Origin of the sequence: Chryseobacterium lathyri, from assembly GCF_003290185.1 — a bacterium.
Classification (GTDB): Bacteria; Bacteroidota; Bacteroidia; order Flavobacteriales; family Weeksellaceae; genus Chryseobacterium; species Chryseobacterium lathyri.
In genome coordinates this window covers 64,854-81,120 of sequence record NZ_QNFY01000014.1, presented here as the reverse complement: position 1 = coordinate 81,120, position 16,267 = coordinate 64,854, and the positions used below count along the sequence as shown (strand labels likewise).

The window sequence follows — 16,267 nt, the reverse complement described above, 5'->3', positions numbered from 1 at the left end:
TTTAAATTTTAACATTTTCTTAACTTCAGCGAGTGCAATTCCGAATTCCGAATGAGTACAAATCCGAAATACGGATGAGCGCAATTCCGAAATCAGAGAATCACGGGATAACCGTTGGGCAGTATTTCCCCCATTTTTGTTTCCCTGTATAGCTGTAAAATAAGTTCCTGTATTTTTTTTAAAAAAGCCGTTCCCTGATAATTCGTGGATTTTGTCCCTTTCAGCCTGTTCATCCTTATAAATTCGCCAAAAGCCTTTTCTATAAGTTGACGGGTTTGCGGAATAGTTTTGTATTGGTAGGAAAACTGGAGCATTTCCCGTTGTCCCAGGCCATACCTTTTCTGAAAATAGTAGAGTCTCTTTGCAATTTTTGATTTCTCTGCTGTATGCTCCGACATATCGGTACCGCTTACCATTTTATTGTAAAAAGGATGAATGAAAATAGAATCACCTTTGTAATGATAATTGAATGAAAGGGTATTGTACCTGTTGAAATTTATTTTTGCAGTTTTGAGGAACTTGAAACAAAAATCATTCGCGGTTTTATAGTTCAGCCCAAACTTTTTGTTCAGTGACGAAAGTTTCATGGTGGTTCCACCTTCTGGAAGTTTTGAAAGCCAGATGGCAAAAATAATATGCTTGTTGTTTCTGATATTATACACCAGATTGTACAGGATGTAGTTATATTCGGGTATAATCATCAGCTTTTTCAGCCAGTAGCTGCTGATAAGAAAGCTGGTATATCCACGCTCATCATAACTTGGTGTTGAAATAAGCCCTCCAAATGTTTTAATCTCTTTTCCTTTAAAATTTACCGATTTATACCAGCCCATTTTGAACCGGGCAAGAAACTCATACGCTTCTACAACCTGTTTGGTTGAGCCACTCGGAGAGATTTTATTGTTCCTGATTTTAATTGATGCAAAAATGTTATTTTCGGTTTCAAACTCTTCATCAAACAAAGAGAGCTGCTTTGGACGGTCTTCTGGACGGAACTGCTCACTGCTGATAATCGAAATAATGTTAAAAATAACACGTAGCGCATTAATCGGAATATCTGCGGCCTCTTGGTCTTCAAAAATAAAATCGTCCACAAAATGATTGCCCAGGCGTATTCTTTCTGGAATTCTCTCATCTTTACCTTCAAATACCTTTCTGACAAGCTTTAAATCTTTTTCCGGAATAGCCATAATCTCAATGCTTTATTTTGGAGGTTTGATAGTAGGGATTGATTCTAAAGACAGTTGTTCATTATTAGTCCTGTTTTTTATATAGGGCAAAAGATTTTTCAATGAGGACTTCCAATTGGTTATCGGTTTTCCTAAATTATTGCACCAACCATTGTTGTTCCACAAAGCGTATTTTTCGCTAATGTCAGAGTCCATGGATACTTCATAACCACTTAGCGTATAGGCAAACTCCATAAATTCCTCCAAAGAAGGCTTGTTGACCATTTTAAAAGGCTCAGCGTTATCATTATAAAAGGATGCTTTCTCTTCCTGTTCTGTAATTTCGGGAGTACTTATGACGGGTAAACCAACCGATGCTAAATTTTCATTTTTTCCTTCAATTGCTGTCGGGTCGTTATGTTTGATTATTACCTTCGGACCTTTTTCTTGGCTGCGGATTGATAAAGGATAATCCAGAACTATTCGATAAGAACAGGAATACCCGTTTTTGCATTCATACTGAACCAGCCCTGAGTTCAGCAGCACTTCTCTTGCAGATTTTACCGTTTTTCTTGTTAGTCCTAGTGTATTACCAATCGCTACGTCGGAAACAGTAACATCATATCTGTTATTATCGTTCGCTAATTTCAGCAGATACAGATACATAGCTACAGCAGTGGTACTGAGCGGTGCCTTTTGGTTGAATTTCCAAAACTTTTGTATAAGCTCCTGATAATACATCGCTACTTCCTGCCAAAAAGCTCTAGTACTTTTTGCTTATCAATGATGATAATTTTCCCCTTTTGTATGATGGCTTCATCCAAAATTCCGGAAGATTTTATTTCAGATGCCTTTGAAACGGAACATCCCAGCACTTTCGCTAATCCCTTGAGTCCGTATTCATGCCTGTTTTCCGAATTGAGACTTTTGACAATTTCCAAAAATTCCTCAACTGTCAGTTTCCAAAGGGGTGTTTGCGGATCTATCTTTTTCATTCCTTTCTTTATTGATTTTAGCTACCTTTTTTTTCCTTATAAATCCAATTCCTGGCAGCAGCCTGCCAGCTGTTCATTAATTTCCCGTAACTTAATTTCCAATTCTGAGAATCATAAAAGGAATAAAACTCATGTGCCTGAGCAGAAGGTAGATCACGTTCATTAAAATATAATTCTACTTCATAAAGCTTAGGTGCAGAAAACACGCTTACCTTTTGTATGGTTAATTCTTGCTCCCAGAATGTTTTGTTTATTAATGATTCAGGCTGATCAAAATCTACAATCTCAATTAAGCTTCCTTTATAAGGGTCGTAACTGGGGAAATACATAATAAATCCGGCCAAATGTAGCTCTCTGATGCACTTGTGATAGGTTCCTAAAGATTTTACCCTGCCCAATTGCATAACTTCTGCACGACAAATGCGAAAAGGGCTCTGAAACCTGTTCATGCTCCAACACTGGAAAAGTGCTACATAGAGACTGATATGGGAAGGATACATCCGGCTATCTTTAATGACATACCCGAAAAAACTGATGATATCTTTAGTCTGATTCATGATTTTCTGTTTTCTGTGACTATTTAGAATCCGTAAGCAATTTCTCAATATCCTTGTAATTATAATACAGGATCCCCCCTATCTTCGTATAAGAAAGGGTTCCGTTAATCCTCAAATTCTGTAAGGTTCCTGAAGAAATATTCAGTAGTTTTTTGACCTCGGAGGTACGAAGCCATAATTTTTGTTCTATTGTTCTTACCTGAAGTAATTCTTTAATCCCTTCCAGCAGCTCTATTTTGAATTGCTGAAGGTCTTCTTTGGTGATAATGGATATTGCCATAATTTCAAAAATTGTTTTATTTGACAAATTTTCGGAATCAGGCGGGATTTCTTTCGGTAGGTCTTCGGTACTACCGAAAGATTTTTATATAACCCTTATCAATAAAGGAAATATAAAAAAGTAACTGATAATTTGGTTTTTAATGTAGAAACAGGGGAAAATGCCTATTGATCATCTTCTTGGAAAGATTGATTTAAATTATCACTTAGGTGCTGAAGGAATTTAGTTGGGTTAATTTTCCTGCTTTTTATCTCATGAAGTGTCTTATAAAAGTTTCCCAGGTTAATATTGAGTGACTTTTCAGTAAATTTAATAACCTCGCTAAATTCAATATTACCCCCATTAAATGAGCGGGTATTGTGGAGCGCATATAAAAGTTCCACCAAGGCCGATTTTGAAGCCGACCATTGGAGCGGAGATTTATCGGTTATCTTTTCGTATACATACACGTTAATTTCAGCAATGGATTTCAAAAGGTATTTTTCCAAGCGGTCATTGGCAATGATCTGTGAAATAAGGTGGTCGTGCGAAGTAGCAAATTTTTCATCATAATCATAAAGGCCGGATGCTATTTTGGTTTTCAGGTCAAACTGATTACGAACAAAATATTTTTGATCAAGATAGGTGGCTTTACGCCTATAATACTCGTAAAAATCGATATGGTCTTCGTAAAAACTTTTCAAAACTTCCAATTCGCATTCAAAATATTCTTTCAGGCTTAACTCTCCTGCATTAGGTTTAGCGGCTTCAACCGACAAAAGCTTTGAAAAATAAATAAACTGCGAAATAAAAGCCGGCTTGATTTCCTTGAAAAAATATACTTCGTCCGCAACAGTCGAAAACTCATGTAAGCTTACCTCCTGCTTAATGATTCTTATAACAGAGTCTATTTCCATTAATGACCTCTCATATAAATCAATAGGGTTATTCTTCTGTTCAAAGCCGATCTGTTCAAGCCTTTTCTCTAAACTCAGTTGTAATCGCTTACACTTTTTAAAAAACAAGTTAGCATGCATATTTTAAATAAAAAGTAGAAATTTTTAATTATTAAGAATGATAAAGCTGTTAAGAAATATAATAAAGCTAAGGATCACCGTTCTCATCCTTAATCTTTTGAATAAACTCAGGGGGAGTGAAAGTAGTTAATTCAGTAAAGAGTTTGGAGAAATTGGACCTGTTGGAAAATCTACATTCATGAGCTATGATTTCAATGGAGTACTTCCGCCATTGTGCACTGGTTGTTATCATTTCCTTAGCATACTCGATCCGCAAGCGATTGAGGTATGTACTAAAGTTCGCTCCTTTATATTCATTGATTACTTCCGATAAGTACGCGGTATTCGTTTTCAGCTTTTTGGCAAGCTGATTTTGGGTAATCCCTTTTTCTAAATAAAATCTGTTTTGCTCCATAATTTCGAGCTTATCCAATATTTCTTCTACCAGCTTTTCAGGCAGCTTAGATAATTTGGTTGGAACCGTATCTTTATCCTCTTCTCCTAAAGTCTGATCACCATGAATCTGGTACTTTTTAACACTTTTTCTTACCTTATAATACCTTGCAGAAACCACGAGCAGAGCACCGAAAGAAATCCCGGCCACAATATATCCGTAAAAAGCAGAAGATTCTAACTCTTTTTTGGATATAAGCAGGTCATTAGTATCATATTCTTTAATGATCTTTCCTGAAAGGTATTTAAAATCATGATGCATCACCCGGTCAAATTGCAATAACTGCTTGGTATAATACAGTTCTTTCTTATTATCATTTTTATGCTTGTAATGTGTGATAAGCAGCTCAAAAGCTTCTCTTACCGAAGGATGGGCAAAATTTCGGTTCAGGAAAATACTATCTACTTTTTCTAAATAATTAATACCCTCATTTTTTTTATGATTTCTTAAGAGAATTTTACCTTTTAAATAATAGATCAGCGATGTATTGGTAAAATCACTTTTCTTTTCAATCCCTGCCAAAGCGATATTAAAGTCATATAAGGCTTCTTTGTCTTTCTCCCTTAGATAGGCTAAAATCCCGCTGAGCTTATAAAAATAACTTCTTTCTATATAAAAATTTTTATCATCGGCTGAAGCCTGTAATCCTTCATTAATGAGTGGGGAAACTTCTTTTCTTTTTTTCATATAAAACAGGCAGATACCCATCTGATGAAGGCTGTTTAGATAACCCTTCTTCATATTATATCGAAGATTCGGAAAATTTGAGGGCACATAGGTGTCTCTATAATAGGAACGGCATTTTGAAAAAAGTGTAAACGCTTCCTCATAATATCCAAGATAACTTTTGACAACCCCTATATGGTACATATTCTTGTGACGTAGATAGGGATCTTTACTTTCATTAAGGTATTTCCAAGCCCTCAGATACTCATCAAGAGCCTTCTGATATTTTCTGTAGGTAAAATAGTAAACACTTCCTTTGGTGAGATAGGAATTACCAATAAGATCGGGGTCACATGCCTGGTTAGCAGCCCATACAGCACTATCTGCGTATTCTATTTTTTTATTTCTCGAAAAGCTGACAGCGTCCCGATACGCCTGGGTCAGCTCCTTATAATTTTTAAATGTTTTCGCTTCTTTAATATATGCATTGACAAACTCAAGGGCACGTTCATCGTTTTCTTCAAAATTATCATAGCGTACCCTGTAATCAGAATATTTCTGACCATTGACCAAAAAGCAAAAGAAAACACAAAAACAAAATATATTATTCAATATAAAAATAATTTAACAAAATAATGTTAATGATATTATAAATATGATTCAAAATTAAGCAAAATAGACAAGGCAAAAAATTATTTCAGCACTTTAGGAATTACACCTAATAAATCCACTAAAACAATTTGATTTACAGATAATTACACAAAAGAATTCATTGGTACGATTTATAAATCGTACCCTGAAAATTTATAAATCGTACCAACCAACCTTTTTTTTCAAAAAATTCATGCTCTAAATTCGCTTTCAGAATTCTAAAAAAACTACCGGCCGGGGATTGTTAATTTTTTAATCCCTAAATCATGAAAACCAAAATATTGACACTGCATATTATTGCAGGAATTTTACTTTCTATTGTTATTATATCCTGTCGCGAAGAAAGCCTTCCACATGTTCCATATGAGGATGTGCCTATCATTACGACTGAAAGAATTGTCTTAAAATCAGACAGTACTGAACTTGGAAAAGAACCGGAAATAAATGAAACCGATCCTCCAAAGGATCGGGACAACTGGAAAGCCGGTAAGTAACCAAATTTTGAACCAGTATGGAAACTCAACAGCCACTCATCATTGAATCAGGAAAGAACTGTCCCGTTAGTGGAATATGGAAAACCATAGGACCTCTCACTACTACCATTACGGTCAATGAAAAATCTGCTATGCCTACCTATTGTGGCGCGAAAGTACGCTGGATATTATTATACCATTGTTAAAATCTTACTATGAAAAAGAAACTGACACAGCTACCAGTATGGATTGCTTACTTTTTTATCCTCCTGTTTTGCTACGCAGCAATCAGTAAAATTTTGGACTTCGAAAACTTTCAGGTACAGATCGCTCAATCACCACTATTAAGTGCTTATGCTGTAGTGATTACATATGGAATTTTGGCTTTAGAACTATTGGTCTGTTTTCTTTTGATCTTCAGGAAGACAAGGATAGCAGGATTATTCGGAGCTTACATTCTAATGGTTCTTTTCACTGTTTATATTTATCTGATTCTGAATTTTAGTGAATTTATTCCATGTTCGTGCGGAGGCATCCTTGAAAAAATGGATTGGAACACACATCTTATTTTTAACATCGTATGCATCGCGTTTGCCGTTAGTGCGATTCTGCTGGCTGAAGAGATAAAAATCGGTAGATCTAAAACTATTATAACACTTATTTTTTCTGCTGGTCTATGTTCAGTAGGGATGTTTTTCCTTTATCAGAAATCAGAATATTTAATCAAACGAGACAATGGGTTTCAAAGAAGGTTTTTACAACATCCTATTTTGAAAGATAAAACGTATGACTTAAAACTAAATTCCTATTATTTTGCCGGCTTTAATGCAGATACCATCTATCTAGGTAACTATACAGCTCCGGCTTTACTGACTAAAGTTTTCGGAATGAAAGCAGTAGCACAGTCAAATCTTTCTTTAGATCATAAAGACCTACGAATCAGGAGACCAATGATTGAGGTTATAGATAGTGTCACCTATTTCTACGACGGAACTGTTCCCATTATTTTTGAAGGCACAAATATCATCAATTTAAAAGAACAAAACATTGGGAAAACCTATTTCCGAAAAATCAGAAATCTGGACAAAGACCATTTTGTAATTGCTGCGTACCATCGTAAAAGGCAGATTCAGACGCTGGGAATCTTAAGCAGGGGAGGTAAAGATTCAGTGATGTTGAAACCAGAATTACTTGACAAAATGCAAGAAGGATTTTTTGAACCTGACGGAGACCTAAATTATGATCGGTCTACAGGAAAAATTGTCTATGTATATCATTATAAAAACAAGTTTATGGTTACTGATAAATCACTGACTTCCAAACAGCTTTATAAAACAATCGATACTGTCACCATTCCAAAGCTGGGTCTTTCCCACTTATCGAATGGAAACAAAAAATTGAATAATCCACTTATTATCAACAAAAGATCTTTTGCTTATAAAAATGTATTATTCATTGAATCAGACCGTCGAGGAAAGTTAGAAAAAGATAGAGGAAGAAGGTCAATTATCTTGGATCTGTATTCCACCAGCGAACAGAAGTACTTGGGAAGCATATCCGTTCCCAACAGAAATGAGGGACAGCACGTACAGTTTACTGTACATGACAACTGCCTCTATTTAATTATCGAAAATGAACTGATCAGATATCGTTTTGCGCAAAACATCATGCAACATTTCATTTCAGGGGAAGCCGAAAACCTGAATCAGAGTAGGCACCAATAATAAATTTATAACAATGAAAAAAATCAGACAAATCGCATTGCCATTAGCAATCCTGTTTATCGGGGCAGGCAGTGCGTATGCTACAAGTTTAGCATCAGAAACAAAGAAAGCAGAAATTCCAGGATGGAAAATCGATCTGGAAAATCCAGAAAATCCCTGTGTAATGACTAGTGTACAATGTTCTACGGTTAACACAGGCAACCCGTGCGAGATTACTGAATCAACAGGGGTTCATCAGCTTTATGAATCAAGCTGTGAGACTGAATTATTCAGAATTCCCTAACGACAATTAATCAACCATTAAAAGAAGGGTGCTATTCAGCACCCTTTATATATTTTTGTATCCAGGGAATATTTCTTTGACCCTTCAAATGATAATTAAACCAATCTAAAATCTTAACCGTTAAATCTTTCTGAGTTTCGTATTTCCCCATAACATGCTTTTCTTTATCATAAAACAACGCAATAACAGGTTTTCTATATTTTCTCAAAGCAATAAACATTGATTTAGTTCCTTCCGGGCTTACATTTCCATCATCGGTCCCTGTCCACAACAGCATCGGAGCGCTCACATTCTGAACAAACATTATCGGATTATTTTTGATGTACTTTTCAGGATTCTGAGCAACCGTATCTCTGAACCAGTATTGACGGCCTTCGTACCGATAATAATCCGGAGCTTTAAAATGATGATTGTATGCATAATAAGTACGAATAACATCCGACACCGCAGCACCTGAAACATAGGCAGCAAAACGGTTGGAGTGGGTTGCAATAAAATTAGTCTGATATCCTCCAAAGGACTGTCCAATCAATCCTACTTTACTCATATCTATATTTTTAAAGTTCTGTATCTCATCCAAAGCATTATTAATACTTTCCAATGCGGAGATTCCTGCCCCTTTATCAGATTGGGAAATATCGGCAAGCAGCACCGCAAAGCCCTCTTCCATCAGCAAAGGAATATTGTAGCCTGTCTGATTAGCGAAGGAAGGTCTTAAGAACCTTTTTGTTAAATAATCCTGCTTTTCATAAATATGCACCACCACCGGATATTTCTTAGCCCGGTCATAACCCAGCGGCATAAATAAATTACCTTTAATTTTTTCACCATCTGAACCTTTATAGGAAAACCTGATCAGTTCCGTCTGTTCATATTTTTCGTTGGCAGGATCTGATCTATAAATAACTTTCGGTGTGGATCTTCCCCTCTTGACAACCAATCCGGGACGCTTATTGTAATTTTCTTCCACCCAATAATAATCTTCCTTATTTCCCAGTCTTTTAAACCCAGAGACCCCATCTCCTGTAGAGGGGCAAATCACATGTAGCTTCCTGTTCCTGAAATAAGCATAGGACATATGATCATTGGATTTATCAGTTATTTGAAGAACCAAACTTTTGGTCAAATCCACTTTCCTGAAGTCACGTCTGAAACCAAGTTCTGTAGTCGTTTTATCAAAATCAATCAACTCAATAGTAACATTTGTCCCACGATATAAATCTGTATTTTTTTTAGAATTTAAATCCTGCATGGCTATCCTATTTCCGCCGACCCATAGAATATCTGTATCAGAAGTAAAATAAGGAATCATCTTTTCACTGGCATCTAAGTCCTCCATCTTTAAGGTAACTGTGTTATAAAGCTGCCATTTATGTGCATTCTGAATAACTAAATATTTTCCGGTAGGCGATATAACCAGCTGCTTATCCACATCGTCAATTTTGGTATAGCTATTACCGGAAGAATTCCACAGATATAATTCATCGCTACCTTTATCACCAGCCTTATCCATTTTGTCCACCTGCTGCTTATCGACAGCATAAAGAAGGTATAAGTTATTTCCAATAGTCGTTTCTCCAAAATAGCCCGGACGGGTCATGACTGTCTTCTCGCCTCTTACTATATCCCAATCCAGCTGAACTGACTTTATAATAGCACCGTCATGCTCAGCGAGATCAAAATCAGTTCCGTACCAGATGCTGACCATCTCTGTTTTGGACTTTACTTTCTTTTGCAGCTTAATAACGATGCGATGATCTGTGAATGACGGACCCACCGCCACTAAACTATAATCCCTGTACCCGCTCACATCGAGCATCAATTGTTTTTTATCCTTAGTAATATAATGAATCAACTTCTGATCTGCACTTTCTGATTCAATGACAATCCCTCTTTCCATTGTCGGGGGCGTCATGATATTTTTCACTTCATTTGTTGTGGAGAAGATATTTGTAAAATTACCTTTATTCAATACATACACTTCATTGACATTGCCTGTTTTCATTCTCAAAATTGTTTCGCCATTATGGGAAAACAAATACTGAACATTTCCTAAGGTCTGCCTTAAATTAAGATCGGTATCAAAAACTTCAAGCTTTTTTCCTCCTTCTTCATTGTAAAGCACTGCAAACCTATCATGCTTCCTATCATACAAAAACTTGCTGACCCCATTCAAAAATTGTGATTTTCCTGTTTCAGGATTCAGAAATTCAAGGTTGCCTCCTGCCTGAACAGCAAGATTGTTCTTGACAAACTGAAAATAAACGATATTTTTTCTTTCAAATGTTTTTTTAGAATCGTTGACGTTTTGAACCATCATCTTTTTTGCCCCGCCTGCCGATACAATATACCATGCCAGCCATCTTCCATTCTCAGAAGCTTCAGGAAACTGCATTTCTTCAGTGGCATTCACAAGCTTCTCGAGATGTTCATACTTTTGTGCAAACAGATTTTCCGTGCACAACAGTACCAGCAGCAGCATAAAAGCTAAAACTCCCCATTTCTTTTGAAATATCTTTTTCATATTTATCCTCATTTTCAACTCCATGACTGTACAATTAATACCCATCATTCTGTGGTGTGAGGTTACTGTTCAACAGCATTTCCTTCTGTGGAAGGGGAAGAAACTGATTCGTAGTTTTCCAGTTCGGCTTTACTGACTGTAACTGATCCAATTCGCCCCATCTTTTAAGATCCATAAAACGGGTTCCATGTTCAGCAAAAAATTCCTTCCTTCTTTCTGCTTTCAATTCCAAAAACGCCTGAGCCTGTGAAATAGAACTGCTCAGGGCAGAAAGGCCGGCTCTCTGTCTTGTAAAATTGATGAAAGGAACTGCCAGAGATGTTTTATTCTGTCTTAATAAAGATTCTGCAAGCATCAGATAAACATCTTCTAACCTGTAGACGATAGAATACTCTGTTGTATTAGTGGCGGTAGTTATCTTGTATTTAGTTTGTTTATAATTCGTCTGGGAACCAAACACCACAGCGGTAAAATAATTCTGCCTGCGCAAATCATCAGCAGCAAAAGAACTGATCAAATCAGGGTTAAGAACAAAAGAAGTCGGAGCACCTGTGAAATTATACATAACCGCTTCCAGAGTGGCATCAGTATTATTTTTTGGTTTTAGCTGCCAGATAATATGCTTTCCTGACTTTTGAAAAATTTTGGTGATGTCATTCTGAAAAACAAAATCTGAACTTTGAATAATCGTCTGGCTAATCACTTCCGCTTCCTGCCATTTTCCGAGCATCATTTTCATCCTGGCAAGCAGGACATAGCCCACTGCTTTATTGACATAGATTCGTTCTGCATGTCTATAGGATGACGGCAGAAGATTAACGGCTTCCGACATATCGGTTTCCAACCGAACCAGGAACTGATCTTTTGGCATTCTCTTCAACGTACTGTTGTATAAATAATCTGTAGTATCCGTGTAGGGAATTTCCCCAAACATCTGATACAGATAATAGTAAATCAATGAGCGGATAAATATAGCCTCACCTCTTATCCGCGCTTTTGAAGACGGAGAAAGGCTTTTGGATTTTTCTACGCCACTGATAATGCTGTTGGCCATGTAGATCTGCTGATAAGCATTGGTCCAAACCAGGCTGATAGTAGCATTCGTAGGCAGGGGGTTATTATTATAAATATCAAGAACAGAATTTCCGGCAGAGGTGAACACACACGTAATATCATCGGTATAGGTTCCCAGTAAAGCACCGGAACCATCGGAAGTTCCACTGACTACCGAGCTTGTCCATAGAGCGGAATACAGACCCGCCAGGGCAGCATCCGCTGTTTTTTCATCTTCAAAAATCATTTCTGTTGCCAGCTGGTTATTCGGAAAATCTGTTTCTACAAATTTTTCACATGATATTGTACTTAAAGCCGTCAGCAGCATCAGTAGAAAGCATATGATATGGTTGAATATATTTTTCATTACAATAATTATTAGGATTGGTATAGTGACTAAATTATAAGTAGGTGGACCTAAAAACTCTCTGATTCCAGACCACGAATGTTAAAACGTAATCTGAAACCCAAGAGAGTAAGTTTTTAATGGCGGAAGGAATCCAACAAGGTAGAACTCAGGATCCATACCGAAGTATTTCGTAATGGTCAGCAGGTTTTGCCCCTGAAAATAGACCATTGCTTCTTTAATCCCCATTTCTTTCACAGGAATCTTATAGCTGATCTGGACATTCTTAAGCCTGATAAAAGAAGCATCACTTATCGCAGCAGTGGAATTCTGAAAGAACCCGTGCAGTGAAAGTTTCTGCGAATTGTATCCTGCTGAGTACGGCATATACTGTCCATCAGGATTTGAAGCAGACCATACATTCAGTGCTTCTACAGGCTGATTGTTAAGAATTCCCGGCATTGGCATCAAACGGTTGTAGCTCCAGTTTCTCTGCTTAACAAACTGCCAGAGAAAAGAAGCAGACCAATTCCCGAACCTCAGGTTATTCGACCATCCCCCAAAGAACCGTACTCCTAATTTTTCAACAGCTTTATTATCATCAGGGGAATTAATCTTCCCGTCACCATTAAAATCCTTAAACCTGAATAATCCCGTTGCTGGATCAATCCCTTCATACTGATATACCCGGGCAATCGTCACAGGATGGCCGACTACATACTGATTGGAATAGGTAGAGCCTTCAAGGTTAGGAAACTCCACCAACGTATTTTTAGGAATACTCAGGTTAACTGAAGTATCGTATCTGAACTTTCCTTTTCTAAACACCTGCAGAGAAGCATCAAATTCCCATCCCGTATTCCTGATTTTAGCCGGAAGGTTCGATTGAATGGATGAAAACCCGGTGGTAGCAGGAAGCGGTATACCAACCAGCTGATTCGATGAGGTATTTTCATAATATGCACCTGAGAAATTAAATCTCCCGTTCCAGAGTCCAAGCTCAACAGCCAGTTCTTTTTTCAACGTCTTTTCCCAGCTAAAATTAGGGTTATACAGGCGTGCCGGGTTTAAAGCGGTCTGACCGTTGTAAATACCCGATGATATGATATAGGTATCGAGGTACTGATAGTCTCCTATCTTGTCATTTCCTGTTGTTCCCATACTCCCGCGTATCTTTCCATGACTCAGCCATTTTAATTCTGACAGAAAACCTTCTTCTGAAAACAGCCACGCTCCCCCTATCGCTCCGAAATTCCCGAAACGGTTACTCGGACCAAAACGGCTGGAACCATCCCGCCTTCCGGTAAGATTCAGGATATACCTTTTCTTTAGCTGATAATTGAACCTTGCAAACACCGCAGTATAATTATATTCACTGCGTACCTGATCTGATATAGTCTTCACATTGGACGCCCCAATATTATCAATCAGTGCATTGCTCTCAAATCCCCTGCCTGAAATCGCCCCCTGATCAGCCTGTGTTTTCTGAAGTGTTGCTCCCACCAACGCTTCAAACCGGTGATTTCCCATCGTATAACTGCCGACAATCTGCGGTTCCAGAATATAAGAGAAATTCACCTGATTATTCTTCGATGATGTCGAGTTCAAACTCGTCTGCCCGAAAGATGGGTTATTAATAGTATGAGGTTTTAACGAACGTTCTTCAAAATTCTGATAGCTGATCCCCGCATTCATCTTTACCGAAAGAAATGGAAACAGCTTATAAGACACATTGAGTCCGTTATTAAAAAATGCAGTCTTATTCCGATACTCGCTCAACAGGGAGGCTACAGGATTGGTGAAAGTTCCGTCTTCCCAATTGATACCTCCATCAGAGGTATATAATTCAGGAGCATTGGGACTCAGCCCAATAGCTTTAGAAGTCATATCATCATTCTGAACGTTATTGTTCTGAAAAGAGAATGTATTGACGAAATTGAATTCCAACCTGCGGTCAGGCGTATAATAGCTGAAATTGGCATTAATGGTATTGGTCTTGTACCTGAAATCCGCAGGTAAAACAGTACCCTGCTCATTATGGCCATAGCTGATCTGATACGTCATATTCTCAGAACCACCACTCATCGAAAGCTGTACCGCATAGGATTCAGCCGTACCTCCAATCAACTCCTTTTGCCAGTCCGTATAGCGGGACTGATCCCAAGTACCGTTGATATCATACATGGTGGCGGGATAAGGCACATTATCATTCTGAAATGCCTGACGGCGCATACTGATGTACTGCTCCGTATTCATCATTTCCATAGGTCGTATAATCCTGCTTAAGGAATATGAAGTGTTGAGCTTAAGTTCAGACCTTCCTTTCTTTCCCCTCTTTGTCGTTACAATGATTACTCCGTTCGCTCCTCTTGAACCGTAAATGGCTGTTGCATCCGCATCTTTTAAAATCTCAAAGCTCTCAATATCATTCGGGTTGATGGCATTCAGGGGATTGATGGAGGACCACGGAAGGATTTTATTGGAATACAGCGAAGGAGTCTCAGAAGCCTGGGGAACCCCATCTATAATGTATAGAGGCTCATTTCCCTCACGGCGGATACTGTTCTTTCCCCTGATCTGGATGTCAAACCCGCCTCCGGGTGTTCCGGTATTCTGGGTAATGCTTACCCCTGACATTCTTCCCTGGACTGTAGAAAGTACATTGGCTACAGGCTGATTCTCGATATCCTTAGCTGATACTTTGGCAATGCTTCCGGTACGTTCTTTGTCTTTTACCTTATAATATCCGGCATTAAGGACTACTTCTTCAATGTGGCTTACTTTTTCTGATCTTACCCTATCTGAGGGGGACAAAGTATCGGCTCTTTTCCTGAGTACAACAGCTTCTGTGGTATTCTTTCGGGAAATAGTATCTGTACTTCCCCACACCTGCGCCTGAAAAGAGCTCCCTGCAACCGTCAGCATAAAGGCAATAGAAATGCTCCCTATACTGGTATAGGATTTTTTCATAAATTTGTTGGGTTTAATAAACTTATTATAACTAACTGCTCTTTCCTGCCAAGCGGTCAACTTCAAAGGAAAGGGCTTTTTATTTCTTATTGTTCTGTAACAAAAAGATAACTAAGTATCATTATAATAGGTGCTGCTTATTTTCATTTGATGGTCTTTTATGGTTACATTGTGTTTTTAAATATTGTCTAGGAGGAAGTTTTAGGAGATTACAAAACCTCCAACCTAAACACATCATAAAGAATTAATATGAATGAAATTAACCTCGAGTGTGAACTGTAAAGCTCCAATGGTTGCGCTGCCATTGTATCCTATCTAATCTTTATAGTAAAAGCAGCTTAGAGAAATGTAGAGAAGGCGGGCATCATTGGAAAAAAACAGCGTGGAACTCTACCTACCGTATCAGAGGTACTGGCATACCCTTTACCACGAATAAGAGAGCCCACGCCTAGAACGTGAGCAATCTGCTTATTGTCTTGTGGTAAAATGAAAAGTGCCAGTTTTCTGATACAAGATTCTAAGCGAATAGCTTCTAATATTTTTTGAAGTTTCGCAAAATTACAATTAAGTAACTTCTTTTACAAAGATAAGAAAAAATATTTTGGTATACAAAACTATACCAAAATATTTTTCATTATGTGCTTAATTGCATTTATGATTAAAGAAAGTGAAAAAATTATAATTATAAAAACCGCGATTACTTTACGTAAAATGCTTAGTAACAATAAGAGTTCCTCAGCGAAATCGGATGGTAGTGTAGACATAGTCAATAGTTATGATAAAATAGCTGCAAACTCTAATTCAGAACTGACCAAAGCCACAGTAAATGGTGCTTTTAGTGGAAAGAAAAGGTCAACGATGGCAACTATTGTTCTTATTGTTGAGTCAATGGGTTATACAATGATAGACTTTGGTCAGCAATATTGTAAGATAACAGATGAGCACATTTCAGAATTTAAAAAAAATATTCTAGATAAGAAATCTAGCTTTTAGTTTTATACTGTTAAGATTTTTAACAGGCAATTTCTAAATAATAATACCCTTAAAATATTAGGGTGTTTTTATGATCACCAATATGGTGAAAAGCAAAACAGCCTTCTTGAAATGTAGCTTGGTTTAATGAATTG

General features: G+C 37.5%; 15 protein-coding genes. 5 read left to right on the top strand and 10 right to left on the bottom strand.

Annotated elements, in window-relative coordinates; all coding sequences use genetic code 11:
• Positions 1-92: 92 nt before the first annotated feature.
• From DRF61_RS18520 to DRF61_RS18490, 7 genes are all read right to left on the bottom strand, one after another.
• The gene (locus tag DRF61_RS18520; RefSeq protein ID WP_111959808.1) at positions 93-1,190 is read right to left on the bottom strand and encodes a hypothetical protein; all 1,098 of its coding nucleotides are present in this window, start codon (positions 1,188-1,190) and stop codon (positions 93-95) included.
• Positions 1,191-1,202: 12 nt separating this feature from the next.
• Positions 1,203-1,910 carry a hypothetical protein gene (locus DRF61_RS18515; protein ID WP_111959806.1) on the bottom strand — a complete coding sequence of 236 codons (708 nt, stop codon included), beginning with the start codon at positions 1,908-1,910 and terminating at the stop codon, positions 1,203-1,205.
• A 2-nt stretch (positions 1,911-1,912) separates the two neighbouring features.
• Positions 1,913-2,164 carry a DUF3853 family protein gene (locus DRF61_RS18510; RefSeq protein WP_111959804.1) on the bottom strand — a complete coding sequence of 84 codons (252 nt, stop codon included), beginning with the start codon at positions 2,162-2,164 and terminating at the stop codon, positions 1,913-1,915.
• 17 nt (positions 2,165-2,181) lie between these two features.
• Positions 2,182-2,721 (bottom strand): hypothetical protein, encoded by a 540-nt coding sequence (locus DRF61_RS18505; protein WP_111959802.1) that lies wholly within the window; start codon positions 2,719-2,721, stop codon positions 2,182-2,184.
• A 19-nt stretch (positions 2,722-2,740) separates the two neighbouring features.
• The gene (locus DRF61_RS18500; protein ID WP_111959800.1) at positions 2,741-3,001 is read right to left on the bottom strand and encodes a helix-turn-helix domain-containing protein; all 261 of its coding nucleotides are present in this window, start codon (positions 2,999-3,001) and stop codon (positions 2,741-2,743) included.
• Positions 3,002-3,165: 164 nt separating this feature from the next.
• Positions 3,166-3,897 carry an RteC domain-containing protein gene (locus DRF61_RS18495; protein WP_228452559.1) on the bottom strand — a complete coding sequence of 244 codons (732 nt, stop codon included), beginning with the start codon at positions 3,895-3,897 and terminating at the stop codon, positions 3,166-3,168.
• A 187-nt stretch (positions 3,898-4,084) separates the two neighbouring features.
• Complete coding sequence (locus tag DRF61_RS18490) at positions 4,085-5,728, bottom strand: helix-turn-helix domain-containing protein (RefSeq protein ID WP_146896934.1); 1,644 nt, start codon at positions 5,726-5,728, stop codon at positions 4,085-4,087.
• Between the two features lie 305 nt (positions 5,729-6,033).
• On the opposite strand from DRF61_RS18490, the gene DRF61_RS18485 reads away from it, so the two are divergent.
• Genes DRF61_RS18485 through DRF61_RS18475 form a run of 4 tightly spaced genes read left to right on the top strand, consistent with a single transcriptional unit; the run spans position 6,034 to position 8,247 of the window.
• Positions 6,034-6,261, top strand: a complete 228-nt coding sequence (locus DRF61_RS18485; RefSeq protein WP_111959794.1) for a hypothetical protein — start codon at positions 6,034-6,036, stop codon at positions 6,259-6,261.
• 17 nt (positions 6,262-6,278) lie between these two features.
• Positions 6,279-6,446: a hypothetical protein gene (locus DRF61_RS22705; protein WP_157963407.1), complete on the top strand. Its 168-nt coding sequence runs from the start codon at positions 6,279-6,281 to the stop codon at positions 6,444-6,446.
• 9 nt (positions 6,447-6,455) lie between these two features.
• Complete coding sequence (locus tag DRF61_RS18480) at positions 6,456-7,964, top strand: MauE/DoxX family redox-associated membrane protein (RefSeq protein WP_111959792.1); 1,509 nt, start codon at positions 6,456-6,458, stop codon at positions 7,962-7,964.
• A gap of 13 nt (positions 7,965-7,977) precedes the next feature.
• Positions 7,978-8,247, top strand: coding sequence for a DUF6520 family protein (locus tag DRF61_RS18475; protein ID WP_111959790.1), 270 nt, complete (start codon positions 7,978-7,980; stop codon positions 8,245-8,247).
• Between the two features lie 31 nt (positions 8,248-8,278).
• Here the strand turns inward: DRF61_RS18475 and DRF61_RS18470 are convergent, their stop codons facing one another.
• The 3 genes from DRF61_RS18470 to DRF61_RS18460 all read right to left on the bottom strand — a co-directional run bounded on the left by DRF61_RS18470 (position 8,279) and on the right by DRF61_RS18460 (position 15,140).
• Positions 8,279-10,771 (bottom strand): alpha/beta hydrolase family protein, encoded by a 2,493-nt coding sequence (locus DRF61_RS18470; protein ID WP_157963406.1) that lies wholly within the window; start codon positions 10,769-10,771, stop codon positions 8,279-8,281.
• A 34-nt stretch (positions 10,772-10,805) separates the two neighbouring features.
• Entirely contained in the window at positions 10,806-12,191 is a 1,386-nt protein-coding gene (locus DRF61_RS18465; protein WP_238601923.1) for a RagB/SusD family nutrient uptake outer membrane protein, read from the bottom strand.
• 81 nt (positions 12,192-12,272) lie between these two features.
• Positions 12,273-15,140 carry a SusC/RagA family TonB-linked outer membrane protein gene (locus DRF61_RS18460; protein WP_157963405.1) on the bottom strand — a complete coding sequence of 956 codons (2,868 nt, stop codon included), beginning with the start codon at positions 15,138-15,140 and terminating at the stop codon, positions 12,273-12,275.
• A 654-nt stretch (positions 15,141-15,794) separates the two neighbouring features.
• Between DRF61_RS18460 and DRF61_RS18455 the strand changes: the two genes are divergently transcribed.
• Positions 15,795-16,133 (top strand): hypothetical protein, encoded by a 339-nt coding sequence (locus DRF61_RS18455; protein WP_111959784.1) that lies wholly within the window; start codon positions 15,795-15,797, stop codon positions 16,131-16,133.
• The last annotated feature ends 134 nt before the right edge of the window (positions 16,134-16,267 follow it).